This is a genomic window from Arthrobacter sp. Y3221157 (genome assembly GCF_059089865.1).
Genome location: NZ_JBNHFD010000041.1, coordinates 1 through 23,757 on the forward strand (window position 1 = coordinate 1; position 23,757 = coordinate 23,757).

At 66.9% G+C, this 23,757-nt stretch carries 22 protein-coding genes and 1 pseudogene; 18 read left to right on the top strand and 5 right to left on the bottom strand.

All coding sequences use genetic code 11. From position 1 onward, the window contains the following. The 7 genes and pseudogenes from AC5RTT_RS11890 to AC5RTT_RS11920 form a co-directional block, all read left to right on the top strand. Window positions 1-290: pseudogene (locus AC5RTT_RS11890) on the top strand (hypothetical protein); the annotation flags it as partial. Then, entirely contained in the window at window positions 283-1,626 is a 1,344-nt protein-coding gene (allB, locus tag AC5RTT_RS11895; RefSeq protein ID WP_009358443.1) for an allantoinase AllB, read from the top strand. The pseudogene AC5RTT_RS11890 and the gene allB, both read left to right, overlap by 8 nt. A gap of 9 nt (window positions 1,627-1,635) precedes the next feature. Further along, window positions 1,636-2,253 carry a winged helix-turn-helix domain-containing protein gene (locus AC5RTT_RS11900; RefSeq protein WP_494009665.1) on the top strand — a complete coding sequence of 206 codons (618 nt, stop codon included), beginning with the start codon at window positions 1,636-1,638 and terminating at the stop codon, window positions 2,251-2,253. Window positions 2,254-2,333: 80 nt separating this feature from the next. Next, the gene (gene bcp, locus AC5RTT_RS11905; protein ID WP_494145357.1) at window positions 2,334-2,813 is read left to right on the top strand and encodes a thioredoxin-dependent thiol peroxidase; all 480 of its coding nucleotides are present in this window, start codon (window positions 2,334-2,336) and stop codon (window positions 2,811-2,813) included. Between the two features lie 111 nt (window positions 2,814-2,924). Continuing rightward, window positions 2,925-3,923, top strand: coding sequence for an aldo/keto reductase (locus AC5RTT_RS11910; RefSeq protein WP_494145358.1), 999 nt, complete (start codon window positions 2,925-2,927; stop codon window positions 3,921-3,923). Between the two features lie 54 nt (window positions 3,924-3,977). Next, on the top strand, window positions 3,978-4,550 hold the full coding sequence (locus AC5RTT_RS11915) for a GNAT family N-acetyltransferase (RefSeq protein WP_494145359.1): 573 nt from the start codon (window positions 3,978-3,980) through the stop codon (window positions 4,548-4,550). 103 nt (window positions 4,551-4,653) lie between these two features. Further along, window positions 4,654-5,424, top strand: a complete 771-nt coding sequence (locus tag AC5RTT_RS11920; RefSeq protein ID WP_494145360.1) for a zinc metalloprotease — start codon at window positions 4,654-4,656, stop codon at window positions 5,422-5,424. Between the two features lie 180 nt (window positions 5,425-5,604). On the opposite strand, the gene AC5RTT_RS11925 is transcribed toward AC5RTT_RS11920, so the two are convergent. Next, the gene (locus AC5RTT_RS11925; protein WP_494145361.1) at window positions 5,605-5,973 is read right to left on the bottom strand and encodes a hypothetical protein; all 369 of its coding nucleotides are present in this window, start codon (window positions 5,971-5,973) and stop codon (window positions 5,605-5,607) included. Between the two features lie 261 nt (window positions 5,974-6,234). Between AC5RTT_RS11925 and AC5RTT_RS11930 the strand changes: the two genes are divergently transcribed. From AC5RTT_RS11930 to AC5RTT_RS11945, 4 genes are read left to right on the top strand one after another with little or no spacing between them, the layout of a single operon-like run. Continuing rightward, a complete protein-coding gene (locus AC5RTT_RS11930) occupies window positions 6,235-7,347 on the top strand; it encodes a PP2C family protein-serine/threonine phosphatase (RefSeq protein ID WP_494145362.1) in 1,113 nt (370 codons plus the stop codon). Then, a complete protein-coding gene (locus tag AC5RTT_RS11935; RefSeq protein WP_494145363.1) occupies window positions 7,344-9,305 on the top strand; it encodes a glycosyltransferase family 2 protein in 1,962 nt (653 codons plus the stop codon). Before AC5RTT_RS11930 ends, AC5RTT_RS11935 begins: the two co-directional genes overlap by 4 nt. Next, window positions 9,305-9,637, top strand: a complete 333-nt coding sequence (locus AC5RTT_RS11940; RefSeq protein WP_494009673.1) for an STAS domain-containing protein — start codon at window positions 9,305-9,307, stop codon at window positions 9,635-9,637. Before AC5RTT_RS11935 ends, AC5RTT_RS11940 begins: the two co-directional genes overlap by 1 nt. Continuing rightward, window positions 9,630-10,055 carry an ATP-binding protein gene (locus tag AC5RTT_RS11945; RefSeq protein ID WP_494145364.1) on the top strand — a complete coding sequence of 142 codons (426 nt, stop codon included), beginning with the start codon at window positions 9,630-9,632 and terminating at the stop codon, window positions 10,053-10,055. The genes AC5RTT_RS11940 and AC5RTT_RS11945 overlap by 8 nt, the downstream gene beginning before the upstream one ends. A gap of 27 nt (window positions 10,056-10,082) precedes the next feature. On the opposite strand, the gene AC5RTT_RS11950 is transcribed toward AC5RTT_RS11945, so the two are convergent. Continuing rightward, complete coding sequence (locus tag AC5RTT_RS11950; RefSeq protein WP_494145365.1) at window positions 10,083-11,309, bottom strand: GAF domain-containing sensor histidine kinase; 1,227 nt, start codon at window positions 11,307-11,309, stop codon at window positions 10,083-10,085. Window positions 11,310-11,569: 260 nt separating this feature from the next. Between AC5RTT_RS11950 and uraD the strand changes: the two genes are divergently transcribed. The 4 genes from uraD (at window position 11,570) to AC5RTT_RS11970 (ending at window position 16,100) form a co-directional block, all read left to right on the top strand. Continuing rightward, window positions 11,570-12,067: a 2-oxo-4-hydroxy-4-carboxy-5-ureidoimidazoline decarboxylase gene (uraD, locus tag AC5RTT_RS11955; protein ID WP_494145366.1), complete on the top strand. Its 498-nt coding sequence runs from the start codon at window positions 11,570-11,572 to the stop codon at window positions 12,065-12,067. Beyond that, the gene (gene uraH / locus AC5RTT_RS11960) at window positions 12,064-12,402 is read left to right on the top strand and encodes a hydroxyisourate hydrolase (protein WP_494053226.1); all 339 of its coding nucleotides are present in this window, start codon (window positions 12,064-12,066) and stop codon (window positions 12,400-12,402) included. Before uraD ends, uraH begins: the two co-directional genes overlap by 4 nt. A 158-nt stretch (window positions 12,403-12,560) precedes the next feature. Then, window positions 12,561-13,370 carry an IclR family transcriptional regulator gene (locus AC5RTT_RS11965; RefSeq protein WP_494145367.1) on the top strand — a complete coding sequence of 270 codons (810 nt, stop codon included), beginning with the start codon at window positions 12,561-12,563 and terminating at the stop codon, window positions 13,368-13,370. A 222-nt stretch (window positions 13,371-13,592) separates the two neighbouring features. Continuing rightward, entirely contained in the window at window positions 13,593-16,100 is a 2,508-nt protein-coding gene (locus tag AC5RTT_RS11970; protein WP_494145368.1) for a GcvT family protein, read from the top strand. Window positions 16,101-16,161: 61 nt separating this feature from the next. Here the strand turns inward: AC5RTT_RS11970 and AC5RTT_RS11975 are convergent, their stop codons facing one another. The 3 genes from AC5RTT_RS11975 to AC5RTT_RS11985 all read right to left on the bottom strand — a co-directional run bounded on the left by AC5RTT_RS11975 (window position 16,162) and on the right by AC5RTT_RS11985 (window position 20,325). After that, window positions 16,162-18,510 carry an FdhF/YdeP family oxidoreductase gene (locus AC5RTT_RS11975; protein ID WP_494145369.1) on the bottom strand — a complete coding sequence of 783 codons (2,349 nt, stop codon included), beginning with the start codon at window positions 18,508-18,510 and terminating at the stop codon, window positions 16,162-16,164. A gap of 109 nt (window positions 18,511-18,619) precedes the next feature. Next, complete coding sequence (locus AC5RTT_RS11980; RefSeq protein ID WP_494145370.1) at window positions 18,620-19,240, bottom strand: MBL fold metallo-hydrolase; 621 nt, start codon at window positions 19,238-19,240, stop codon at window positions 18,620-18,622. Further along, complete coding sequence (locus tag AC5RTT_RS11985) at window positions 19,240-20,325, bottom strand: S-(hydroxymethyl)mycothiol dehydrogenase (RefSeq protein WP_494145371.1); 1,086 nt, start codon at window positions 20,323-20,325, stop codon at window positions 19,240-19,242. Before AC5RTT_RS11985 ends, AC5RTT_RS11980 begins: the two co-directional genes overlap by 1 nt. A gap of 241 nt (window positions 20,326-20,566) precedes the next feature. On the opposite strand from AC5RTT_RS11985, the gene AC5RTT_RS11990 reads away from it, so the two are divergent. The 3 genes from AC5RTT_RS11990 to purM are packed head-to-tail and all read left to right on the top strand — an operon-like array spanning window position 20,567 to window position 23,753. Beyond that, the gene (locus AC5RTT_RS11990) at window positions 20,567-20,881 is read left to right on the top strand and encodes a hypothetical protein (RefSeq protein WP_494145372.1); all 315 of its coding nucleotides are present in this window, start codon (window positions 20,567-20,569) and stop codon (window positions 20,879-20,881) included. A gap of 47 nt (window positions 20,882-20,928) precedes the next feature. Continuing rightward, a complete protein-coding gene (gene purF / locus AC5RTT_RS11995; protein WP_494145373.1) occupies window positions 20,929-22,596 on the top strand; it encodes an amidophosphoribosyltransferase in 1,668 nt (555 codons plus the stop codon). Beyond that, window positions 22,596-23,753, top strand: a complete 1,158-nt coding sequence (gene purM, locus AC5RTT_RS12000; RefSeq protein ID WP_494145374.1) for a phosphoribosylformylglycinamidine cyclo-ligase — start codon at window positions 22,596-22,598, stop codon at window positions 23,751-23,753. The genes purF and purM overlap by 1 nt, the downstream gene beginning before the upstream one ends. The last annotated feature ends 4 nt before the right edge of the window (window positions 23,754-23,757 follow it).

Consider the following 23,757-nt stretch of genomic DNA (forward strand, 5'->3'; position numbering starts at 1 on the left):
GGATACGCCCGCCGGAGCGCCTTCAGCGCCGGGACAGCAACCAGGAGGTCACCCAGCTTCAGGGCACGCAGGACCAAAAGCTCCGGTTTTCCATCGAGCTCCAGGAGGGCCAGGCGGCGGCCGCCGGATTCGGGGAAGTTTACGCTTTGACCGGACTCGAAAGCGATGTAAACAGGTGCATAGCAGAGGCAGCGCCGCTTCTGGAGCAGCTGGGCACCCAGATCAGCGGAAAGCTGGCAGCCGGAGGGTTTGCCGGCACCGCACGTACCAAGGAGGACCTCCGTGTCTGAAGAACGTTTTGACCTCGTCATCCGTGGCCAGCGCATCTTGACCACCGCCGGGATCGCCCCGCGCGAAGTGGGCGTCCGCGGCGGAAAGATCGTGGCCATCGAGCCGCTCGGCAACGGCCTGGCCGGTGCCGAGGTGGTTGAACTCGCCGACGACGAGACGCTGCTCCCCGGGCTGGTGGACACCCACGTCCACGTCAACGAGCCCGGCCGCACCGAGTGGGAGGGGTTCGCCTCCGCCACCCGTGCCGCGGCTGCCGGCGGCGTGACCACCATCATCGACATGCCGCTGAACTCCGTGCCGCCCACCACCACGGTGGCAAACCTCAAGCTCAAGCGCGAGGTGGCAGAGGACCAGGCGTTCATCGACGTCGGGTTCTGGGGCGGCGCGATTCCCGGAAACAAGGCGGACCTGCGCCCCCTGCACGACGACGGCGTGTTCGGCTTCAAGTGCTTCCTCCTGCACTCCGGGGTGGACGAGTTCCCGCACCTCGACGCGGACGAGATGGAAGAGGACATGGCCGAGCTGAAGTCCTTCGACTCGCTCATGATCGTCCACGCCGAGGACTCGCACGCAATCGACCGGGCCCCGCACCCCGGCGGCGACCACTACGAGACCTTCCTCGCTTCCCGCCCCCGCGGCGCTGAGAACAAGGCCATCGCCGAAGTCATCGAGCGGGCCCGCTGGACCGGTGCGCGGGCGCACATCCTGCACCTCTCGTCGTCGGACGCCCTGCCCATGATCGCGTCGGCAAAGCGCGACGGCGTCAAGCTCACCGTGGAAACCTGCCCGCACTACCTGACGCTGATGGCGGAGGAGATCCCGGACGGCGCCACCGCGTACAAGTGCTGCCCGCCCATCCGCGAGGCCTCCAACCGGGAGCTGCTCTGGCAGGGCCTGCTGGACGGCACCATCGACTGCATAGTCTCGGACCACTCCCCCTCCACCCTTGACCTGAAGGACCTCGAGAACGGCGACTTCGCCGTGGCCTGGGGCGGCGTTTCGTCGCTGCAGCTGGGCCTGTCCCTGATCTGGAGCGAGGCCCGGCACCGCGGCATCCCGCTGGAGCAGGTAGTGTCCTGGATGGCGGAAAAGCCTGCCAGCCTGGCCCGGCTCACCAACAAGGGCCAGCTGGCGCTCGGCTACGATGCCGACTTCGCCGTCTTCGCCCCGGACGAGGCCTTCGTGGTGGACGTGTCCAAGCTCAAGCACAAGAACCCCATCACCCCCTACGACGGCAAGACCCTTTCCGGCGTGGTCCGCAAGACCTTCCTGCGCGGCGCCGTGGTGGACGGCCAGACCCCCACGGGCAAGCTGATCCGCCGCGGCGGAGTGTAAGGACGCGCCATGGCAGTGGAAGTCCACCACCCGCGGACGGCCCACCGTCCGCGGGTGGTCCAGCCCAAAGCTGCCGCCCGCGGACTGGCCGTCTGGGTGGTTCCGGAGGAGGGAACCAGCCCCGAACTCCTGGCCCGCGCCGCCCAACTGGTCCTTGCCAGGGCCCTGCAGACTGCTCCGGAGGCGGAAGTCCATTGGCCTGCTGCCGGAGCTCCCAAAACGGTGCCGTCGCCGTCCCCCTCGGAGGACTCCCCGCAGGGGGACGACGGCGGCGCCCCTTCCCTCCCGCCGTCGGCCGGTCCCGTCAGCCGCATGGCCGTGGACCTGGCCGCCGATACCGTCCTGCTGGATGGCAAGCCGGTGCCGCTCACCGGCGTCGAATTCAAGGTGCTGCGGTACCTGGTCACGCACCTGTCCCGGACCGTCAGCCGGGAGGAACTGCAGGAGTTCCTGGACTCGTTCGAGACGCCCGGCGCCTCTGCCCGGTCCATCGATGTCTACGTGGGCAGGATCCGCCGGAAACTCGGAAATGCACGCCACGCTGTTGCCACCGTCCGTGGTGGCGGATACCAGTTCATGCCGGGCCAATGCGCCACTGTTCGCGGCCCGGCGGAATACTGCATATGACGCCGGAGTTGTACCACTGAGCGGGAAGCCGCTTCACTTGTTGTTTGGCCATTATTGACCGACCCTTCCAAAGGAACACCATGAGCCCCACCCTGACCACCAAGCTGCAGCCCGGAACCGAGGCCCCTGACTTCACCCTCAGGGACGCCCAGGGCCGCGAAACTGCCTTGGCCGACTACCGTGGCAAGAACGTCATTGTGTACTTCTACCCGAAGGCGGCCACCCCCGGCTGCACCACCGAGGCCTGCGACTTCCGCGACAGCCTGGCCTCCCTGCAGGGGAAGGGCTACGAGGTCATTGGCATCTCCCCCGACGCCCCCGAGGCCCTGGCAGGCTTCAGCGGCGACTTCTCCCTGACCTTCCCGCTGCTCTCCGACGAGGACCACGCGGTTGCCCTGGCCTACGGCGCCTGGGGCGAGAAGCTGGTCAACGGCGAAATCGTTGAGGGCATCGTCCGCTCCACAGTGGTGGTGGACCCCGACGGCAACGTGGTCCTGGCGCAGTACCAGGTCCAGGCCGACGGCCACGTCGCAGCGCTGAAGGAAGCCCTGGGCATCTAGGACCCTCTCGCACTTCCTGCGCCTTTCCAGCCGACGCTCCTGCACTTGCTGCAGGGGCGTTCGGCGTTTATTTACCTTTTAGGCTCCGGCCTTCCTGGGTACGGGGAGCGCATGGACAACACAGAGAGCCAGGACCAGGCAACGCTGCGAAGCCGGATGGGGCGCCTCGGCTTCGGCGGGACCGGCGTCGGCAACCTTTACCGCGCGATTTCCGATGACCAGGCGGCTGCCACCGTGGAGGCGGCCTGGGACGCCGGCATCCGCTATTTCGACACCGCGCCGCACTACGGGCTTGGCCTGTCCGAGCGGCGGATCGGCACGTTTCTCCGGGACAAACCCCGGGATGGATTCATCCTGTCCACCAAGGTGGGCCGGGTCCTGGTTCCCTCACCGGCAACCAGGGATGACCGGGATCCGGAAGGCTTCGACGTTCCCGCGGACCTGCGCCGCGAATGGGATCCTTCGCAGGCGGGGGTACGGCGCAGCATCGAACAGTCGCTGGACCGGCTGGGACTGGACTCCATCGACATCGCCTACCTGCACGATCCCGACGTCTACAGCATGGAAGATGCGGTGAAGACGGCGCTCCCTGCCCTGGAAAAGGTTCGCGCCGAGGGCCTGGTGCGGGCCATCGGCGTGGGCACCAACACTGCCGGCGCCGCACTGGAGTGCGTGGAGGCGGCAGACCTGGACTTCCTCATGCTGGCGGGCAGGTTCACCATGCTCGAGCAGCCGGAATCCGATGACCGTCCGGGCGCCGGACTCCTGGACCGCTGCCTGGAACTGGGGACCGGGGTGGTCAGCGTCGGCGTCTACAACTCCGGCATCCTCGCCAAGCCCGACCTGCCGTCCGATGCCCACTACAACTACTCCCAGGCGAGCGAAGAGATCCTGGACAAGGCCCGGCGGCTCGCCGCTGTGTGCAAGGAGCACGGTGTGGAACTTCCCACCGCCGCCATCCAGTTCCCCTACCGGCACCCCGCCGTCGTCAACGTCACGGTGGGAGCCAGCAGGCCGGAGCAGATCCGTGAAAGCGCGGAGCGGATGTCCGCGCAGGTGCCGGACGGGCTGTGGCAGGACCTGCAGGAACAGGGGCTGATCCCGGCATAGGGGTACCGCCGGATCCGTTGCCGTGTTGTCCGGCGCGGTGACAGGATGGCGTCTATGGCGATCGAAGTCCGTCCCGCAACCAGTTTCGAGGACGTCCGGGCGCTGGTGGGGCCCAAGCGGCCTGACGCCAACGTCTGCTGGTGCCTGAGCTACCGCATCCCCTCCAAGCTGAACCAGGCGCTGCAGGGAACGGAGCGCGGTGAGCTGGTGAAAAAGCTTGTGGGGCAGGATCCCCCGCCGGGTGTACTGGCGTACGACGGCGGCGAGCCGGTGGGGTGGGCAGCGGTCCACCCGCGTGCGGACACCAGTTTCGCGGGGAACCGGAAGATCCCGCACGTGGACAGCCTGGAGGTGTGGTCGGTGTGGTGCATCCGCGTGCGGCCGGGCCACCGCGGCAAGGGCACCTCCCATGCCCTCCTGGCAGGTGCCGTGGACTTCGCCCGTTCCTACGGGGCACCCGCGGTCGAGGGCTACCCAGTGGACAACGGCGGCTCGAAAGTGGACCTCACCATGGCCTACGTCGGCACCCGCAAACTCTTCGAGGATGCCGGATTCACCAAGGCAGCGGACACGCAGTCGGTTCTCAACGGATTCCCGCGGGTGCTGATGCGGCTGGAGCTTCGCTGAATGCGTGCGTCCCCTTTTAAAGGCATAACGCTGCTGTAACGACTCCTCCCCTAGCATGCGGGCGTACGTAAAACCCGGACATGATGCAAAGGCAGGAAGAGCCATGGAATCGGCCGCTGAAGAACTGGTCCACCGTCTTGGGGACACCTTCGTCTGCGCCACCGAGGGACGCGGGCACGCAACCCCCGGCGGGCGCCCGCCGAGCGAGATAGTGGTCGACGCGACGGAGGGCTTCGTTCCCCTGTGGCACCCGGGCACCATCCTGAAATGGCGCTTCCAGGAGCGGTCCTTCGCGCTCGCTCCCAACCCCGGGGAAAGCAAGGGCGTGGTCAGCGAGCTGATGGGCGAATGCCTGCTCCGCTGGGGCATCGCCGCACCCGTCAGGTTCACCAGAGACGACGATCTGTGGGATTTCGAGATCGTGCTGCGGAACGCCCCGGACTGCACTCCCGCCGGCTGCGTCCTGGCCAGCGCATTCTTTCCCGACGGCGGGCGGCACCAACTGACCATCTACCCCACCATGTTCCAGCAGGTAAGAGAAGAACAGGTGGAGACGATGCTCCACGAGTTCGGCCACATCTTCGGCCTGCGCCACTTTTTCGCCAATATCCGGGAGACCGCCTGGCCCTCGGAGGTCTTCGGAACGCACGAACCGTTCACCATCATGAACTACGGGGCCAACAGCAAGCTCACGGACGCGGACCTGGGTGATTTGAAGGAGCTCTACCGGCTGGCGTGGAGCGGCCACCTGGCCAACATCAACGGCACCCCGATCCGGCTGGTGCACCCCTACAGCTTTACGGGTTCAATGGTGCTGGACGGGGTGGGCTCGGTTCCCTCCACGCTGCAGCCGGCCGCACGGTCGGCAGCCTAGTGACTGCCTAGGGTTTTTTCCACCATTTCCGGGACCAGTCCCGCTCCATGGCCCAGAGCGCCAGGAGCAGCGCATCCATAGTCATGAGTCCGGCGATAAGGTACGCCCACCCGGCCATCCAACCCACTGCAATCTCCTGACTGTCTCCCCCAGCCACTCGATTGCTCCTAAGTGTGACACCTAAACCGCTGCGGCGGAACGCCCCAAATCCACAGACCTGAAAAGTGCCTCCAGCCTGTTGTGCGCCTCGGTCTCCAGCTTCAGCCGGCGCGTCAACCTCTCCACCTGGTCGGACATCGCCGCCCCCACGGGCAGCCTGTCGCCGGGCCAGCTGGAAACTTCCCGCGACTCCCCGAGGGCCGCCGCGAGCGCCTTCGCGGCGGCACGGACCTTCCGGGAGTGGACGTAGACGCGCAACAGCGCCCTGGCTTTGTCCATGCCCGCGCGGGCCAAGCCCGGCGGCACGTGATCGGCGTCAGCTGCCGGCCCGTCGGCAACGGCCGGCCCGGCAGGCGCCGGCGTCTGGTACGTGATCTTCATTTTTCCCATGGCTGCTCCCGCCTTCCCGCAAGCCGTCCAGCTTCCGGGGGGCCGTCGTCGACCGTTCTACTGCCCGGAAGACCTGTCACTTCGAGTGTGCCGAACCATGCTCAACGTCCGGGCAAGCGGATCCCAAGATTGCCGCAAGATCCTGCGAGGGCTCCGGACAGCGCCCTGGACGGCCTGCCGGAACGGGTCCGGACAAGCCTGAAAAGCACTGTGAAGTCCCACGACATGCCCCGTCGCGGTTAATACGGTAGAAGTAGAGTCATGGTCTCAACCTCCGAAATCCGTCGTGCCGTTGTCATCGAGGACGACCCCGACATCCGGGGGCTGCTGGTCCGCGTGCTGGAAAAGCAGGGGTTCGAGGTATCGCAGGTGGGTGCGGGGCTGCCGGGCGTGGCGGAAGTCCGCCGCCTGCAGCCTGACCTCGTCACGCTGGACCTGAACCTTCCGGACCTGGACGGCCTGGAAGTCTGCAAGCTGCTGCGGGAGTTTTCGGACGCGTTCATCGTCATGCTCACCGCCCGGGCGGACGAACTGGATAAGCTGACGGGGCTGGACAATGGGGCCGACGAATACATCAGCAAACCATTCAGCCCGCGCGAACTCCAGTCCCGGATCAACGCACTGTTCCGCCGCCGGCCCTCGGCCGCCGCTGATTCCGCGGCCCGCAGCGAACTCCAGCGCGCCACGGAAGTGCAGCAGAGCCTCCTTCCCAAGGAGGACATCCGGGTGGAGGGCTATGACGTGGCCGGCGTGTTCCGCCCCTCACGCAGCGTGGGCGGCGACTTCTACGACTGGTACCAGACCTCCGACGGGCTCCACCTCACCTTCGCCGACGCGATGGGCAAGGGCATGGGCGCGGCCCTGATCGCCGCAACGGTGCGCGCCGTCATGCGCTCCACCGGCCACCGGCCGGACCTGGATGCCGCCTTCGCCTCCGCCAGCAAGACCATCGCCACGGACCTGGACTCCTCCAACTCTTTCGTCACCCTGTTCCACGCCCGGCTGGAGGCGGCGTCAGGGAAGGTCAGCTACGTCGACGCCGGCCACGGGCTGGCGCTTCACGTCCAGTCAGGCGGGACTGCCGGGCGGCTCCCCTCCGGCGGCCCGCCCGTGGGTGCGTGGACGGGAACGGACTGGCCGCAGTCGTCTTTCGAGCTGGCACCCGGAGATTCCCTGGTGGTGGTCAGCGACGGAGTCCTGGACGTTTTCGAGTCAGTGGAGGACTTCACGGAAGCCGTCCGCACTGCCACGCTGGCCCATGGTTCCGCCCATGCCGCCAGCAGCGCCATCATGGCCCTGGCCCCCGCAGAGACGGCAGAGGACGATGTCACGGTGGTCGTGGTCCGCCGGCTGCCCGAGGAAGTTACGGCATGACCCGCTTCCTGACCCGCCTGGTAGTGGTGCTCACCGTCATTACCGGCGTCAACTACATCACCTGGCGCTGGCTGGCATCGCTGAACTGGGATGCCTGGTGGATCGCCCTGCCGCTGGTGGTCGCCGAAACCTACAGCCTGATCGACGTCATGCTCTTCGGCATGACGGTATGGAAGCTGAAGATCCGCAAGGGCGCGCCGGCGCCGCCGCACGATGCCACCGTTGACGTCTTCATCACCACCTACAACGAAGACCTGGACATGGTGATGACCACCGCCCTGGCGGCGCAAAGGATCCGGCACCCGCACAGCACCTGGATCCTGGACGACGGCGCCCGCCCCGAACTGAAAGCCCTCGCGGAACAGCACGGGCTGGGCTACGTCACGCGCAGCGAGGACTGGACCTCGGACCTCCCCCGCCATGCGAAGGCCGGCAACCTGAACAACGCCCTCATGCAGACCCACGGCGAGTTCCTCCTGATCCTGGACGCGGACCAGATCCCCGAACCGGACATCCTGGAAAAGACCCTCGGCTACTTCAACAACCGCCGTGTCGCCCTGGTCCAGACACCGCAGTATTTCAGCAACGTCCCCGCCGATGACCCGCTCGGCAGCCAGGCACCCTTGTTCTACGGCCCCATACAGCAGGGCAAGGACGGCTGGAACGCCGCCTTCTTCTGCGGCTCCAACGCCATCCTGCGCCGCGAGGCCCTAATGCAGCTGGGACTGGTGGGCTACGTCAAGGAAACCGAAAAGAGCATCCGCCGCGCGCTGGCAGCGTCCCAGACCGCCATCAAGAAGGCCCGGAAGTCCGCTGAGATGGAGTCACCGCTGGTGGCCGAGGTGCTGGACGAGGTGGAGGCGGCCACCCGGCAGGCGCAGAAGGAACTCGACGCCGGGCAGTCGCTCAGCGAGATCACCTACCGGGTCCGCCGCCGGGTCGATGCCGCCGTGCAGACCCTGGTGATGGCCGACGTCGAAGCCCTGCAGTCCGACCTCGAAGAGATCGCCGCAATGGAACTCGCCCACGTGGGCGACGCCGGAGTCCCCGTGGTGGCCGACGACGCCGTCCAGCGCATGTCCCGCCGCGACTGGTCTCCGCTGGGCGCCCTGGAGTCCGTGCAGGCGGTCCTGGACGCACTCTCCGTGGAACGCAATGACGAGGCCCAGCCCGTCATGCCCCTGGCCACCATCTCCGTTACCGAGGACATGGCCACCGCCATGCGCATGCACGCCATGGGCTGGGAGAGCGTCTACCATCACGAGGTCCTCGCGTACGGCCTGGCACCGGAGGACCTGAAGACCATGCTCACGCAGCGGCTGCGCTGGGCCCAGGGCACCATCCAGGTGCTGCTGCGCGAGAATCCGCTGGTGCAGAAAGGCCTGAAGCCCGGCCAGCGGCTGATGTACTTCGCCACCATGTGGACCTACCTCAGCGGGTACGCGGCCGTCATCTACTTCGCCGCCCCCATCATCTACCTGCTGCTGGGCATCCTCCCGGTCACCAGCCTGAGCTGGGATTTCTTCATCCGGTTCATCCCGTTCATGGTGGTCAACCAGCTCCTGTTCGCCGTGGCCGGCCGCGGCATCCCCACCTGGCGGGGGCAGCAGTACAGCCTGGCCCTGTTCCCCACCTGGATCAAGGCCTGCTCGACGGCGGCGCGGAACGTATGGTTCGGCCGTCCCCTCGGGTTCGCCGTCACCCCCAAAGCCCGCCAGAGCGGCGGACCCAGCTGGAGCCTGATCCAGCCCCAGATCGTGGTGTCCGCGCTGCTGGCCGTGGCCGCCGTCGTCGGGATCATCCGGTTGGCCGCCGGCCTGGCGGAACCGCTGGGCACGCTGGTGAACGTCGCCTGGGTCATTTTCGACCTGGTTGTCATGAGCATCCTGGTCCGCGCCGTGCTCTACAAGGGGTATGAACCGGCCGCAGAACCCGCAGATACAAAGAAGGAGTCCTGATGGAATTCAGTTACGAAGTGCGAAATTCGTACGCGGAGGTCAAGGCGGACGGGCGGCTCAACATGGTGTCCGCCCCCAAGCTGCGTGAGTTCGTCACCGACGTGATCGCCGGCGGGTCCAACCGGATCGTGGTCAACCTGGAAAAGACCGCCTTCATGGATTCCTCAGGCCTCGGTGCGCTGATCGGATGCCTTAAGGCGGCCCGCCAGGCAGGCGGCGACCTCCGGATCGCTGCCGTCCAGCCGCAGGTGAAGATGGTCCTGCAGCTGACCAGCATGGACAAGGTCCTCACCGCGTACCCGTCGGCCGACGAGGCGTTCAGCAATGACTGACGTCCTCGCCTCCCGCAGCTTCCGGGGACCCGCTGCGGAGGACGCCGTCGAATCCGTCCACAACGACCTGGACAGCTTGTGGCTGGACGTCCCCTTCGTCCAGGACATGGACCAGATGACGTTCACGACGGCGGTCATCGAGTCCGTCTCCAACATCGTCCAGCACGCCGAGCCGGCCGGGGACGAACCGGTGGGGCTGGGCGTGGACATCACCGTCCAGCCCGCGCTGCTCGAAGCCCGCGTCAGCGCCTACCATGCCAAGCCGCCGTTCGGGCCGATGGAACCTTCCGCCCCCGGTGAAGACGCCGAATCCGGCCGGGGCCTGGCCCTGATCGAAGCACTGGTCACAACCGTCACCTTCGAGCGGCAAGACGGAACGAACACCTGGGTGCTGTCCCGGACGTCGTCGCAGGGCTAACCAACCCGCCCCACCCTGGGAGTCCGGTTAGGGCTTTGCGGGGAACAGCACCGAGACAGTGGTGCCGCCGCCGGGCGTCCCGCTGATGGACAGTTCGCCGCCGTGCGCCTGCGCGATGCGGCGGCAGGTGGCAAGGCCCAGTCCCGTTCCGGGGCCGTCCCCCGGGCGGTTCAGCCGGACCAGCGGCTCCACCGCCCGCTGCCGGTCCGCCGCCTGGATGCCCTTGCCGTTGTCCGCCACGTGGATGGTGACACCCCGGGGGCAGGTTCCGGCGGTCACAGTGACCTCAAGCTGCCGCCGCGGGTCCCGGTAGTTCAGCGAGTTGGCCAGGAGGTTCTGCACCAGGGTGCGCAGCTGTCCCCGGTCGGCGAATAGTTCAGCGTCCTCGCACAGGATCCCGCTGCCCAGCCCCAGGTCCACACCGAGGTCCTGGGCGGCTTCTGCGGTGACAGCCAGCAGGGAAACCCGCTCGGGGTTCAGGGTTCCGTCGGCCTTGGAGTAGTCCAGGACGTCCTCAAGCGTGGCGAGCATGCGCTCCCCGCTGTTCCTGATGAGCGTCAAGTACTCCCCCGAGGGGTGCCCCGGCGGGATCTGCGGATCATCCTCGGCGAGCTCCACGTAGCCCAGGATGGTGGTCAGCGGGGACCTCAGGTCGTGGCTGACCCTTCCTGCAAACTCGGCCAGCATCGCGTTGCTGCGCTGCAGCTCCTGCAACACGGCATCGAGCTGGAGCGTGCGGTGCTGCAGCTCCAGCAGCTCCACCACCTGCTGGGCCAGGACTTCGAGCAGGCCGATCTGTTCCGGTGTGGGAAGTTCCGCCTGGTCCGAGAAGACGCAGAGCGAGCCAAGCACCAGCCCGCCGGCAGTCACCAGCGGCACGGACGCGTAGAAGCGGACGTCGGCGATCTGGCCCGTGACGAAGGGGTTGGCAGAAAACCGGGGATCGTTGGAGGCGTCCTGCACTACGGTGGTGCCAGGGTTGAGGAAGACGGTGGCGCACATGGAGTCCTCGCGCGAGCAGATCCCCGGGTCGATGCCCGAGGCCGCAATCTGCAGCTGCTGATCCGATGTGATGATGTTGACCACGCTGTACGGCACCCCGCAGAGCGAGGCGGCCAGCCGGACCAGGCTGTCCAGCGTGTCCTGGGCCCGTTCATCCGCCAGTGCCGGTATGTCCCCCGGCACTGCGGGCAGGAGCCCGTATTCCCTCAGCCCAAGCTCGCGCCCGGCATCCCGATCGGTCAGCATTTGCATAGCCGCACCGTCCATATTCTTTTCTTCCCCAGCATGTCAGCCCGGGCCCCAGCGGCCCTTCCGTGATGATACCGGTGATGCCGGGGCGGTGTTGTAATCTCTTGACACCGGGCAGCACCTGCCTTTGAATATTACGTATGCTGAAATAACAGTTCCATGATGCGGAAGCCTGTCGCGCAAGCCGCCGGCAGGTCCGGGAAGTCCGGTCTCCGCATAGCCGTCACCATGGATGCCAGCATTCGTACCGAGGACCAGCCAGCATGAAGCTTGCCGAATTCAACACCGCGGACCCTGCCGCGGCCGCGGACACTCTCCGGCCCTGCATCGATGTGAGCCGATGGATTGACGCCGTCGCCGCCGCCCGACCGTTCTCCACCAAGGAAGACCTCCTGGCCTTCGCGGCGGAGGCTGCCAACCCCTTCACTTCCGCCGAAGTGGAGGCAGCCATGGCCCACCACCCCAGGATCGGGGAACGGCCGACGGCGGCCACCGCCGAAGCCTCCATGTCCCGTTCAGAGCAGTCGGGCGTTGATCCGGCGGACGCCGCTGCCGCCGAAGCCCTGGCGAAGGGCAACCGGGACTACGAGGAAAAATTCGGGCGCGTCTTCCTGATCCGCGCCGCCGGCCGCACTGCCCCGCAAATCCTGCAGTCCCTCAACGAACGGCTCGCCAACTCGCCAGACCAGGAAGACACCATCGTGGCCCAGCAACTGCGCGAGATAGCCGTCCTGCGGCTGGAAGGACTGATCACCGAATGAGCGTCTCCCACGTCACCACGCACATCCTGGACACCGGCGCCGGACGCCCGGCGGCGGGGGTCGCCGTCGTACTTTCGAAGAATGACGGCGGCACCTGGCTGGAGCTGGCCAAGTCCATAACCGATGCGGACGGCAGGGCCAAGGACCTGGGGCCTGAGCAGCTGCAGCCGGGGCACTACAAGCTCAACTTCGCTACCGGCAGCTACTACGCCGGACTGCAGACGGCCACCTTCTTCCCGGAAGTGGACCTCGTGTTTGAAGTGACGGGCCCAGAGCACTACCACGTGCCGCTGCTGCTAAGCCCGTTCGCATACTCCACCTACCGCGGCAGCTAGGCTCCGCAGCACCCGCGGCGTTCAGCCCGGTTCATGGAATGTCAGCCCAGTCACACAACCCGGCATAGGATCGGAACGGTGACTAATGAAGGGGCTGCCGGCTTTCCGTGCAACCTTGCGGCGGGCAGTGGGCCGCAGAAACTACGTGGGAGTGGATCATGGCTTCAAACAGGGACCTTGAATCCGACGCCGAGGCCGAGGGCGGCCAGCACGGCGGGGTCCAGTCGGTGGAACGCGCGCTGACCGTCCTGGAGATCCTCGCCCGCGAGGGCCATGCCGGAGTGAGCGAGATTGCCGAGGAAATGGGAATCCACAAGTCCACGGTCTCCCGGCTGATGGGCTCACTGGTGAGCCGTGAAATGGTGCACCAGAACAGCGACCGTGGCAAGTACCAGCTGGGCTTCGGCATCCTGCGGCTGGCCAGCTCCATCCCCAGCCGGCTGAGCCTGGTCCGCGAGGCGAGGCCGGTCCTGGAAAGCCTGGCCCTGGAATACAAGGAAACAGTTAACCTGGCCGTGCTGCGCTCCAACTATGCAGTGAACGTGGACCAGGCGATGGGTCCCTCCACGCTGGCCACCTACGACTGGGTGGGCAGCCTGACGCCCCTGCACGCGACGTCCAGCGGAAAGATCCTTTTGGCCGCGCTGAGCGCGGACGAGCGGGACCGGATCCTGAAGGAAACGGGCCTGCCCGCCCGCACTTCCCGCACCGTCACCAGCCGGAGGGAACTGGACAAACAGCTCCACCAGGCCGCCGCCCAGGGATATGCAGTGGTGCGGGAGGAATTTGAGATCGGCCTGAATGCTGTGGCCGTTCCCGTCTACAACCACCAGGGCGTCGTGGCGGGGGCCATCAGCATCTCCGGGCCGGCCTTCCGGTTCGATCCCGAGAAGGCGCCCGGCCTGCTGGAGGCCCTCAAGGAGGCCGGCCTGAAGGTCAGCACCAACATGGGATACACCCGGCGCTGAACGCCAATGCCCCTGGACCTGAGTCCGGGGGCATTTCCATGTGTCCGGCTGTTGCAGTCCGGAGGCCTGGGCTTGGTGCCTGCTCAACGCCTGCTTGACATCGAGTGTGTGCTGCATCACTCTTGTTGCATATAGCGATCCGTGTTGCTCATCGCGAAGAAGCTGAACGGCCTCGCATCGCTTATCCGCCCTGCCAGCCGCCGACCAGGAGAACCACACACCATGAGCGCATCACCGCGCGTCGTCATCATCGGAGCCGGCATCGTCGGCACCAACCTTGCCGACGAACTCGCCAGCCGCGGCTGGACCAACATCACCGTCGTCGAACAGGGGCCGCTGGAACTGGCCGGCGGGTCCACGTCGCATGCGCCCGGCCTGGTCTTCCAGACCAATCCGTCCAAGACCATGACGGAGTTCGCAACCTACACCGTGGACAAGCTGCTCTCCCTGACCGCGGACGGCGTCTCCTGCTTCAACCAGGTGGGCGGGCTGGAGCTGGCCACCACCGAGGCCCGGTTGGAGGACCTCAAGCGCAAGCTCGGCTACGCCACCTCCTGGGGCGTGGACGGCAGGCTGATCGACGCGGACGAGTGCGAGAAGCTCTGGCCGCTGCTGAACAAGGGACGGCTCGCCGACGGCCGCGGCATCCTGGGCGGCCTGTTCGTCCCCTCGGACGGCCTCGCCTCCGCGGCCCGCGCCGTCCAGCTCCTGATCGGCAAAGCCCGCGAGGCAGGCGTCACCTTCCTTGGCTCCACGCCCGTGACCGGCATAGAGCAGGCGGGCGGCAAGGTAACCGGCGTCCAGACGCCCGACGGCGTGATCCCGGCAGACATCGTGGTGTCCTGCGCCGGCTTCTGGGGCCGCGAGCTCGGCAAAATGGTGGGCCTTCAGGTCCCGCTGCTGCCACTGGCCCACCAATACGTCAAAACCACTGCGGTGGAGGCGCTGCGCGGCGCCAATGAACTGCCCAACGGGGCAAGCAAGCCCATCCTGCGCTACCAGGACCGCGACCTGTACTTCCGCGAGCACGGCGACCGGATCGGCGTCGGCAGCTACGCCCACAAGCCCATGCCGGTGAGCATGGCCCGCCTCCCGCGCGTCAGCGCGGACCAGATGTCGGACCATAACATGCCCTCCCGCCTGGACTTCACCCTGGAAGACTTTGCCCCGGCCTGGGAGGACTGCCAGGACCTGCTGCCAGCCCTGCACACCGCCCAGATCCACGACGGGTTCAACGGCATCTTCTCCTTCACCCCGGACGGCGGCCCGCTGATGGGCGAGGCCCCGGACCTGGACGGGTTCTTCGTGGCCGAGGCCGTGTGGGTCACCCATTCCGCCGGCGTAGCAAAGGCCATGGCGGAGATGCTGGTGGAGGGACAGTCCCGCACCGACCTGCACGGCTGCGAACTGACCCGCTTTGAGAAGGTGCAGACCTCCGACGCGTACGTCAGCGAAACCTCCCAGCAGAACTTCGTGGAGATCTACGACGTCCTGCACCCGCTCCAGCCGCGGGAATCGCCGCGGGATGTCCGGGTGAGCCCCTTCAACGTGCGGCAGAAGGAACTTGGCGCGTTCTTCCTCGAGTCGGCAGCCTGGGAACGTCCGCACTGGTTCGAGGCCAACCGCGGACTCCTGGAGCACCTGCCCGCCGAGTGGCAGGTCCCGGAGCGCGATGAATGGGCCGGCATGTTCTACTCCCCCATTTCCGCCGCCGAGGCGTGGAAGACGCGGACCGCCGTCGCGCTTTACGACATGACGCCCCTGAAGCGGCTCTCCGTGGTGGGTCCCGGCGCTCAGGCGCTGCTGCACCGGCTCAGCACGGGAAACATCGCGAAGAAGCCGGGTGCCGTGACGTACTGCCTGCTGCTGGAGCACGACGGCGGCATCCGCAGTGACGTGACGGTCGCACGGCTGGCGGAGGAAGACTTCCAGCTGGGCGTGAACAGCAACGTGGACTTCGACTACCTGCGGGTGGAGGCACGGAAGCAGTCGGCGGCCGATCCCGCCCAGTGGGTGCATGTCTCCGACATCACCGGCAGCACCTGCTGCATCGGCCTGTGGGGCCCGCTGGCGCGCGAGGTGATCGGCAAGGTCAGCGCCGACGACCTCACCAACGACGGCCTCAAGTACTTCCGCACCAAGGAAATCTCCGTGGGCGGCATCCCGGTCACGGCCATGCGCCTGTCCTATGTGGGCGAACTCGGCTGGGAGCTGTACACCACCGCCGAGTACGGCCTGAAGCTCTGGGACCTGCTCTTCGAAGCGGGCCGGGAGCACGGCATCATCGCTGCCGGCCGCGGTGCCTTCAACAGCCTGCGGCTGGAGAAGGGCTACCGGCTCTGGGGCACGGACATGACCTCCGAGCACCACCCCTACCAGTCCGGCCTCGGCTTCTCCGTGGCCAAGGACAAGACCGGCTTTGTGGGTGCTGAGGCCCTGGCCGCCCGCAAGGAGCAGCCCGCCGCCAAGACCCTGCGCTGCCTCACGGTCGACGACGGCACGTCAGTCGTGCTGGGCAAGGAACCCGTCTACGTGAACGGCGAAGCCTCCGGCTACGTCACCAGCGCCGCCTACGGCTTCTCCATCGGCAAGCCGCTCGCCTACGCCTGGCTGCCGACCGCCGTCGGGGTGGGGGACGCCGTCGAGATCGAATACTTCGGCCGGCGCGTGGCTGCCACCGTGACAGCCGAGCCGCTGTTCGACCCCGGCATGGGGCGCCTCCGCGGCTGACAAGCCCAACTGAAAAGTGCCCCGCCTCCTTCCGGAGGCGGGGCACTTTTTGCTGTTCCTGCTAGGCGCCGGCGGTCTGGAAGGCCGGTTCTTCGGCAGCTGCGGCGTCGCCGGTGTGGGGTTGGAAGCGGACGAACATGGCTTTGAAGCCGGGGGTGTTGGATTCGCGGGCGACGTTTTCCTTGTGGACCAGGGCGTTGGCTTCGGGGAAGTATGCGGCGGCGCAGCCCTTGGCGGTGGGGTAGGCCACGAGCCGGAATTTGTCGGCGCGGCGGTCGACGCCGCCGAAGGTGCTGATGACGTCCACGAGGTCGCGGTCGTTGAAGCCGAGTTCGGTGAGGTCTTCGGGGTGGATCAGGATGACCCGGCGGCCGTCGGAGATGCCGCGGTAGCGGTCGTCCAGGCCGTAGTAGGTGGTGTTGTACTGGTCGTGGCTGCGGATGGTTTGCAGGACCAGGTGGCCCTTGGGCGGGGTGAGGTATTCCAGCGGGCTGACGGTGAAGCGGCCGCGGCCGATGTCGGTGGCGAAGGACCGGGTGTCCCGGGGCGGGTTGGGCAGCACGAACCCGTTCTTGGTCCGGACCCGGGTGTTGAAGTCCTCAAACCCGGGCAGGACGCGGGCGATGTGGTCGCGGATGACGTCGTAGTCCTCGGCCATCGCTTTCCAGTTCACGGGGTGGTCCGGGCCGAACGTGGCTTCGGCCATCCGGGCCACGATCACGGGCTCGGCGAGCAGGTGCTCGGAGACCGGGGTCAGGCGGCCCTGGGTGGAGTGGACCACGGACATGGAGTCCTCAACGGACAGGAACTGGGCGCCCTTGGGGTGCTTGTCGTCCTTGTCCGTGCGGCCCAGGGTGGGCAGGATCAGCGAGGTGCGGCCGTGGACGATGTGGGACCGGTTGGGTTTGGTGGAGATGTGCACGGTCAGCCCGATCCGCTGCATCCCGGCTTCGAGGGCCTCGGTGTCCGAGCAGGCCAGGGAGAAGTTTCCGCCCATGGACACGAACACGTCCACCTCGTCGCGTTCGAAGGCTTCCATGGATTCCACGGCGTCGTAGCCGTGGTGCCGCGGGGAGGTGATGCCGAACTCGGTGTCCAGGGCGGTGAGGAGCCATTCCTTGGGTTTTTCCCAGATGCCCATGGTCCGGTCGCCTTGGACATTGGAGTGCCCGCGGACGGGGCAGGCCCCGGCGCCGGGCTTGCCGAAGTTGCCCTGCAGCAGCAGGACGTTGACCATTTCCTTGATCGTGTCCACCGAGTGCGGCTGCTGCGTCACGCCCAGCGCCCAGCAGAAAATGGACGCCTTGGACTGGATGAGCATCCCGGCCACGGTCTCGATCTGTTCCCGGGCCAGGCCGGTGGCGTGCTCGGTCTCCTCCCAGTCCAGGGTGGCGCGCGCCTCACGGTAGGCGTCAAACCCGTCCGTCTGCGCGGCGATGAAGGAATGGTCGACGACAGAACCCGGGTTGGCTTCTTCGGCTTCCAGGAGCAGGTGGCCGAGCGCCTGGAACAGGGCCAGGTCCCCGCCCACCTTGATCTGCAGGTACTCATCGGCCAGCGGCGTGCCGCCGCCCACCACACCGGAGACGGTCTGCGGGTCCTTGAAGTTGAACAGGCCGGCCTCGGGCAGCGGGTTCACGGCCACCACCTTGCCGCCCTTGTCCTTGCATTCCTTCAACGCCGAGAGCATGCGGGGGTGGTTGGTGCCCGGGTTCTGGCCCACCACGAAGATCAGCTCGGAATCGTGGATGTCATCCAGGGACACGGTGCCCTTGCCGATGCCGATGGTCGGGTTCAGCGCCGAACCGGAGGACTCGTGGCACATGTTCGAACAGTCCGGCAGGTTGTTCGTGCCCAGTGCCCGGGCGAAGAGCTGGTACATGAACGCGGTCTCGTTCGCCGTGCGCCCGGAGGTGTAGAACACGCACCGGTCCGGCGTGGACGCCCGGATATGCTCACCGATCAGCTCGAACGCGTCAGCCCAGGAAATCGGCGAGTAATGCGTCTCGCCTTCGCGGATCACCACCGGCTCACTCAGCCGGCCCTGGTTCCCCAGCCAGTACTCCGTCTTGGTGGACAGCTCGGCGATGGAGTGCCTGGCCCAGAACTGGGCCCCCACGGTCCGCAGGGTGTTCTCCTCCGCCACCGCCTTGGCCCCGTTTTCGCAGAACTCGGCAGCCTTGCGCTTCTTGTCCGACTCCGGCCACGCACAGCCCGGGCAGTCGAACCCGCCGCGCTGGTTCAACCGCAAAAGCGACTGCGCCGTCCTGGCCACACCAGCCTGCGCCACCGCACGCTCCAGGGCCACCATCACGGCCTTGACCCCGGCCGCCTCCGTCTTGGGCTTACCGACAACAAGATCGTCCTCATTGATGTCCGCGACAGGAGCGGGCTGCTTACCGAACTTCATTGTTCCAACTTCCTTACCGGCAAAGTGCACCGTGCTTTTTAATCCGAACGCCAGCAAAGGCGCGCCACGGTCCCGGGCGCGCCTTTGCTGGCACTGCTTGCTGTGCTGGCTACTGGGCCACCTTGGCCAGGTTTTCCCGTTCCGCCGCGATGGTGGTGTTGTCGCCGTGGCCGGTGCGGACCACGGTTTCGGCCGGCAGCGTCAGCAGCTTCTCGCGGATCGAGGTGAGGATGGTGGGGTAGTCGCTGTAGGACCGGCCGGTGGCGCCGGGGCCGCCGTTGAAGAGCGTGTCCCCGGTGAAGACCGTTCCTTCGCTTTCCAGGTAGAAGCAGGTGGACCCCGGCGAGTGGCCCGGCGTGTGGATCGCGCGCAGGCTGGCCCCGCCGACTTCGAACACGTCACCGTCCGCCAGTTCCCGGTCCGGCTTGGAGTCCGGGTAGACCTGCTCCCAGAGCACCAGGTCCTCGGGGTTCAGGTAGATCGGTGCGCCCACGGCCTCGGCCACGTCCCGGGCGGCGCCGATGTGGTCGTTGTGCGCATGGGTCTGCAGGATGGCCAGGACCTTGCGGCCCTTGACCTGGTTGATGATCGCCGCGGCGTCGTGCGGGGAGTCAATGATCACGCACTCCTCGTCGTTGCCCACGATCCAGACGTTGTTGTCCACGTCCCAGGTGCCGCCGTCGAGCGAAAACGTGCCCGAGGTGACCAGGTTCTCGATCCGGACCGCCATTACAGCTCCACCACCGAACGCAGGACCTTGCCTTCGTGCATCTTCTGGAAGGCTTCCTCCACCTGGTCGATCGTGATGCGTTCGGTCACGAAGGCGTCCAGGTCCAGGTTGCCCTGCTTGTAATGCGAGACGAGCATCGGGAAGTCCCGGGAGGGCAGGCAGTCCCCGTACCAGGAGGACTTCAGCGAACCGCCCCGGCCGAACACGTCCAGCAGCGGCAGCTCCAGCGTCATCTCCGGCGTCGGGACACCCACCAACACCACACGGCCGGCAAGATCGCGGGCATAGAACGCCTGCCTGTAGGTTTCCGGACGGCCGACGGCGTCAATCACCACGTCCGCCCCGTTACCACCCGTCAGGGCACGGATAGCCTCCACCGCATCCTCCTGCTTGGAGTTCACGCCATGCGTCGCGCCCAGGGACTTGGCCATTTCGATCTTGTTGTCGTCGATGTCCACGGCGATGATCGTCGTCGCGCCAGCGAGCCTGGCGCCGGCGATCGCGGCGATACCCACCCCGCCGCAGCCAATCACGGCCACGGACTCGCCGCGCTTGACCTCACCGGTGTTGATGGCGGCACCAATGCCGGCCATCACACCGCAGCCCAGCAGGCCCACCGCCGCGGCGTCGGCTTCCGGGTCCACCTTGGTGCACTGCCCGGCAGCCACCAGGGTCTTCTCCGCGAACGCACCGATGCCCAGCGCGGGGGAAAGTTCGGTGCCGTCCTCCAGCGTCATCTTCTGGGTGGCGTTGTGCGTGTTGAAACAGTACTGCGGCTGGCCCTTGGCACACGCCCGGCACTGGCCGCAGACCGCGCGCCAGTTCAGGATCACCCGGTCACCCGGGGCCACAGAAGTCACATCGGGGCCCACCGCGCTGACCACACCCGTGGCCTCATGGCCCAGCAGGTACGGGAACTCATCGCCGATGCCGCCCTGCTTGTAATGCAGGTCCGTGTGGCAGACACCGCAAGTCAGGATGTCCACCAGCGCCTCCCCCTGCCCCGGATCCGGCACCAAGATGGTCTCCAGCGTTACCGGCGCGTCCTTCTCCCGGGCAATGACAGCTTGAACTTTATGGACCATTGTTCTCGTGTTCCTTTCCTGGATCCGGCCGGATCCGGTGAGTCGGCACCATGTGCCAATCTAGCTGACGCAAATGTGCCCGCAGAAGCCGTCCTCCCGGTTCGCCAGCCGCACGGTCAATTGCGCATTACGCAACTAATCGCACATAGCGCTACAGGAAAATATGACAGTGGCCACAGCCGCTGTCAATAGATATATCAGTGCTGGGCGCGTCAGGCGGCGCCGCAGTAGGCTGGATGGCATGTCTTCGAAAGAACCCCCCGCGGAACGGCGCCAGGTTACAGTGCGGAGGGCGCCCAAATATGTGCCCTTCCTCATCCTGGGCGCACTGGTGGGCATTGCGGCCGCGGCAGTGGTGGCCTACGGGCTCCCGGGCAGCGCAAGCTTCGATTCCGGCGCGGTCTTCGGATTCTTCATGGTGATGTTCGCAGGGGGCGGAGCCATCCTGGGCGCGGTGGTGGCTCTGGTCCTTGACCGCCGGAGCGTCAAGCGCCAGCAGCGGGCTGTGGTGGAATCGGTCCCCGACTCCGAGCCGGACACCGATCCCCAGTCATAAAGGGAGCGCCGGAAAAGTCATACCTCATATCGTGAGATAATCGACCAGTGGCACGCGGCGATGGAAAACTTTCCCATGATCTTCTCCCTGGCGAAAAAGGCCCGCAGGACGCTTGTGGCGTCTTCGGGGTCTGGGCACCAGGTGAAGAAGTAGCAAAACTTACCTATTACGGACTGTACGCACTGCAGCACCGTGGCCAGGAGTCGGCTGGCATTGCAACCAGCGACGGCAAGCGGATCAACGTCTACAAGGACATGGGCCTCGTCTCCCAGGTCTTTGACGAGACCACGCTGAACACCCTGACCGGCCACCTTGCGGTGGGGCACTGCCGCTACTCCACCACTGGCGCAAGCCACTGGGCCAACGCCCAGCCCACCCTGGGCGCCACCAGCACCGGCACTGTGGCGTTGGCGCACAACGGCAACCTGACCAACACCGCCGAGCTGAACGCCATGATCCAGGAGCGCAACGGCGGCCAGCTCACCGGCGAGATGAAGCAGGGCAACACTTCGGATACCGCCCTGGTGACCGCCCTGCTGGAGGGCGAGCCCGGCAGGACGTTGGAGGAAACCGCCACGGACCTCCTCCCCAAGATCAAGGGCGGCTTCTGCTTCGTCTTCATGGATGAAGGCACGCTCTATGCCGCGCGGGACACCTTCGGCATCCGCCCCCTGGTCCTTGGCCGGCTGGAGCGCGGCTGGGTTGTGGCTTCCGAGCAGTCCGCCCTCGCCACCGTGGGCGCCAGCTACATCCGCGAGATCGAGCCCGGCGAATTCATCGCCATCGACGAACAGGGCGTGCGCTCCAAGCGATTTGCCGAGCCGACGCCGGCCGGCTGCGTTTTCGAGTACGTCTACCTTGCGCGTCCGGACGCCGCCATTGCCGGCCGGTCCGTGTACGAGTCCCGGGTGGAGATGGGCCGCCAGTTGGCCCGCGAAAACACGCATGCGGCTGACATCGTCATCCCCGTCCCGGAATCCGGCACCCCCGCGGCCGTGGGCTATGCCGAGGAATCAGGCATCCCGTTCGCCCATGGCTTCGTCAAGAACTCCTATGTGGGCCGTACCTTCATCCAGCCCTCGCAGACCCTGCGCCAGCTCGGCATCCGGCTCAAGCTCAACGCCCTCGAATCCGTCATCCGCGGCAAGCGCGTGGTGGTGGTTGACGACTCGATCGTCCGCGGCAACACCCAGCGGGCCATCGTGCGGATGCTCCGGGAAGCCGGTGCCGCGGAAGTGCACGTCAAGATTTCGTCCCCACCCGTCCAGTGGCCCTGCTTCTACGGCATCGACTTCGCTTCCCGCGCGGAACTCATCGCCAACGGCGCCACCATCGAGGAGATCTCCCAGGCCATCGGAGCCGACTCGCTGGCCTACATTTCCGAGGACGGCATGATCGGCGCCACCCGCCAACCCCGGGAGCGCCTCTGCACAGCGTGCTTCACGGGCCAGTACCCCATCAAGCTTCCGGACGCGGACAAGCTCGGCAAGAACCTGCTCGAGCGCACGGACCTTGGCGGCCTGACGCCGTCGCCGTCGGCCCTTCCCGGCGAAAGCGCAGCACTTGCCGTGGACTCCAAGGAAGATCCCGCCGAGAAGTCCGGTGCCACCGGCTGCGATCCGGGGCCCGACTCCGAGTTTGAAAACCTGCTGACCGACGCCGACCTCGTGCCAGATGTACACGCCGCCGCAGGCGCCGACAAGAAAGAGTCCTGATGACTTCCGCCAACACCGCCGCCGGCTCCGCCTCTGAGAAGGCAGGCATCACCTACGCCTCCGCTGGCGTCGACGTCGAAGCCGGGGACCTCGCCGTCGAACTCATGAAGGATGCCGTCAAGGCGACCCACAACTCCTCGGTGATCGGCGGGGTGGGCGGTTTCGCCGGCCTCTACGACGTGTCCCGGCTGCTGACCTACAGAAAGCCGCTGCTGGCAACCTCCACCGACGGCGTGGGCACCAAGGTAGCCATCGCCCAGGCCATGGACATCCACGACACCATCGGTTTCGACCTGGTGGGCATGGTGGTGGACGACATCGTGGTGGTGGGCGCCGAGCCGCTTTACATGACTGACTACATTGCCTGCGGCAAGGTGGTGCCGGAGCGCATCGCCGGCATCGTCCGCGGCATCGCGGCCGCGTGCTCCGTGGCCGGCACCGCCCTGGTGGGCGGCGAAACCGCCGAGCACCCCGGCCTGCTGGGCGAGCACGAGTACGACGTCGCCGGCGCCGCCACCGGCGTGGTGGAAGCCGATGCCCTGCTGGGCCCGGACCGCGTCCGCGCAGGCGACGTTGTGATCGGCATGGCCTCCTCCGGCCTGCACTCGAACGGCTACTCCCTGGTCCGCCGCGTGATCAACCACGCCGGCTGGGCGCTGGACCGCCAGGTCTCCGAACTGGGCCGCACCCTGGGTGAAGAACTCCTGGAACCCACCCGGGTCTATGCCGCCGACTGCCTGGACCTTACCCGCGCCTTCCCGGTCACGGGCGCGGAGGCCGTGCACGGCTTCAGCCACGTCACCGGCGGTGGACTGGCCGCCAACCTCGCCCGCGTCCTGCCGCAGGGCCTGGTGGCCACGGTGGACCGCGCCACCTGGGAACTGCCCCCCATCTTCAAGCTGGTGTCCGAACTGGGCAACGTCCCGCTGGCAGACCTGGAGCGCACGCTCAACCTAGGCGTCGGCATGGTTGCCATCGTGTCGCCGGAGGCAGCGGACGCCGCCGTCGCCCGCCTGAACGGACGGGGCCTGCCATCCTGGATCATGGGCACGGTGACCGAGGATTCGGACTCCATCCTCAAGTCCGGCCCGGACTACGTCCAGGGCGCCAAGGGCGTGGACGGCGGCGCGGTCCGCCTGGTCAACGCCTACGCCTGACATC

What these genes read in the sequence shown, in the direction of transcription:
- AC5RTT_RS11940 (WP_494009673.1), top strand. Translation starts at nt 9,305, where the DNA reads ATGGAATTCAGTTACGAAGTGCGAAATTCGTACGCGGAGGTCAAGGCG.
- AC5RTT_RS11930 (WP_494145362.1), top strand. Translation starts at nt 6,235, where the DNA reads ATGGTCTCAACCTCCGAAATCCGTCGTGCCGTTGTCATCGAGGACGAC.
- uraD (WP_494145366.1), top strand. Translation starts at nt 11,570, where the DNA reads ATGAAGCTTGCCGAATTCAACACCGCGGACCCTGCCGCGGCCGCGGAC.
- AC5RTT_RS11925 (WP_494145361.1), bottom strand. Translation starts at nt 5,973, where the DNA reads ATGGGAAAAATGAAGATCACGTACCAGACGCCGGCGCCTGCCGGGCCG.
- AC5RTT_RS11910 (WP_494145358.1), top strand. Translation starts at nt 2,925, where the DNA reads ATGGACAACACAGAGAGCCAGGACCAGGCAACGCTGCGAAGCCGGATG.
- bcp (WP_494145357.1), top strand. Translation starts at nt 2,334, where the DNA reads ATGAGCCCCACCCTGACCACCAAGCTGCAGCCCGGAACCGAGGCCCCT.
- AC5RTT_RS11965 (WP_494145367.1), top strand. Translation starts at nt 12,561, where the DNA reads ATGGCTTCAAACAGGGACCTTGAATCCGACGCCGAGGCCGAGGGCGGC.
- AC5RTT_RS11920 (WP_494145360.1), top strand. Translation starts at nt 4,654, where the DNA reads ATGGAATCGGCCGCTGAAGAACTGGTCCACCGTCTTGGGGACACCTTC.
- AC5RTT_RS11990 (WP_494145372.1), top strand. Translation starts at nt 20,567, where the DNA reads ATGTCTTCGAAAGAACCCCCCGCGGAACGGCGCCAGGTTACAGTGCGG.
- AC5RTT_RS11975 (WP_494145369.1), bottom strand. Translation starts at nt 18,510, where the DNA reads ATGAAGTTCGGTAAGCAGCCCGCTCCTGTCGCGGACATCAATGAGGAC.
- AC5RTT_RS11980 (WP_494145370.1), bottom strand. Translation starts at nt 19,240, where the DNA reads ATGGCGGTCCGGATCGAGAACCTGGTCACCTCGGGCACGTTTTCGCTC.
- AC5RTT_RS11945 (WP_494145364.1), top strand. Translation starts at nt 9,630, where the DNA reads ATGACTGACGTCCTCGCCTCCCGCAGCTTCCGGGGACCCGCTGCGGAG.
- AC5RTT_RS11985 (WP_494145371.1), bottom strand. Translation starts at nt 20,325, where the DNA reads ATGGTCCATAAAGTTCAAGCTGTCATTGCCCGGGAGAAGGACGCGCCG.
- AC5RTT_RS11915 (WP_494145359.1), top strand. Translation starts at nt 3,978, where the DNA reads ATGGCGATCGAAGTCCGTCCCGCAACCAGTTTCGAGGACGTCCGGGCG.
- AC5RTT_RS11950 (WP_494145365.1), bottom strand. Translation starts at nt 11,309, where the DNA reads ATGCAAATGCTGACCGATCGGGATGCCGGGCGCGAGCTTGGGCTGAGG.
- AC5RTT_RS11935 (WP_494145363.1), top strand. Translation starts at nt 7,344, where the DNA reads ATGACCCGCTTCCTGACCCGCCTGGTAGTGGTGCTCACCGTCATTACC.
- AC5RTT_RS11970 (WP_494145368.1), top strand. Translation starts at nt 13,593, where the DNA reads ATGAGCGCATCACCGCGCGTCGTCATCATCGGAGCCGGCATCGTCGGC.
- AC5RTT_RS11900 (WP_494009665.1), top strand. Translation starts at nt 1,636, where the DNA reads ATGGCAGTGGAAGTCCACCACCCGCGGACGGCCCACCGTCCGCGGGTG.
- purM (WP_494145374.1), top strand. Translation starts at nt 22,596, where the DNA reads ATGACTTCCGCCAACACCGCCGCCGGCTCCGCCTCTGAGAAGGCAGGC.
- uraH (WP_494053226.1), top strand. Translation starts at nt 12,064, where the DNA reads ATGAGCGTCTCCCACGTCACCACGCACATCCTGGACACCGGCGCCGGA.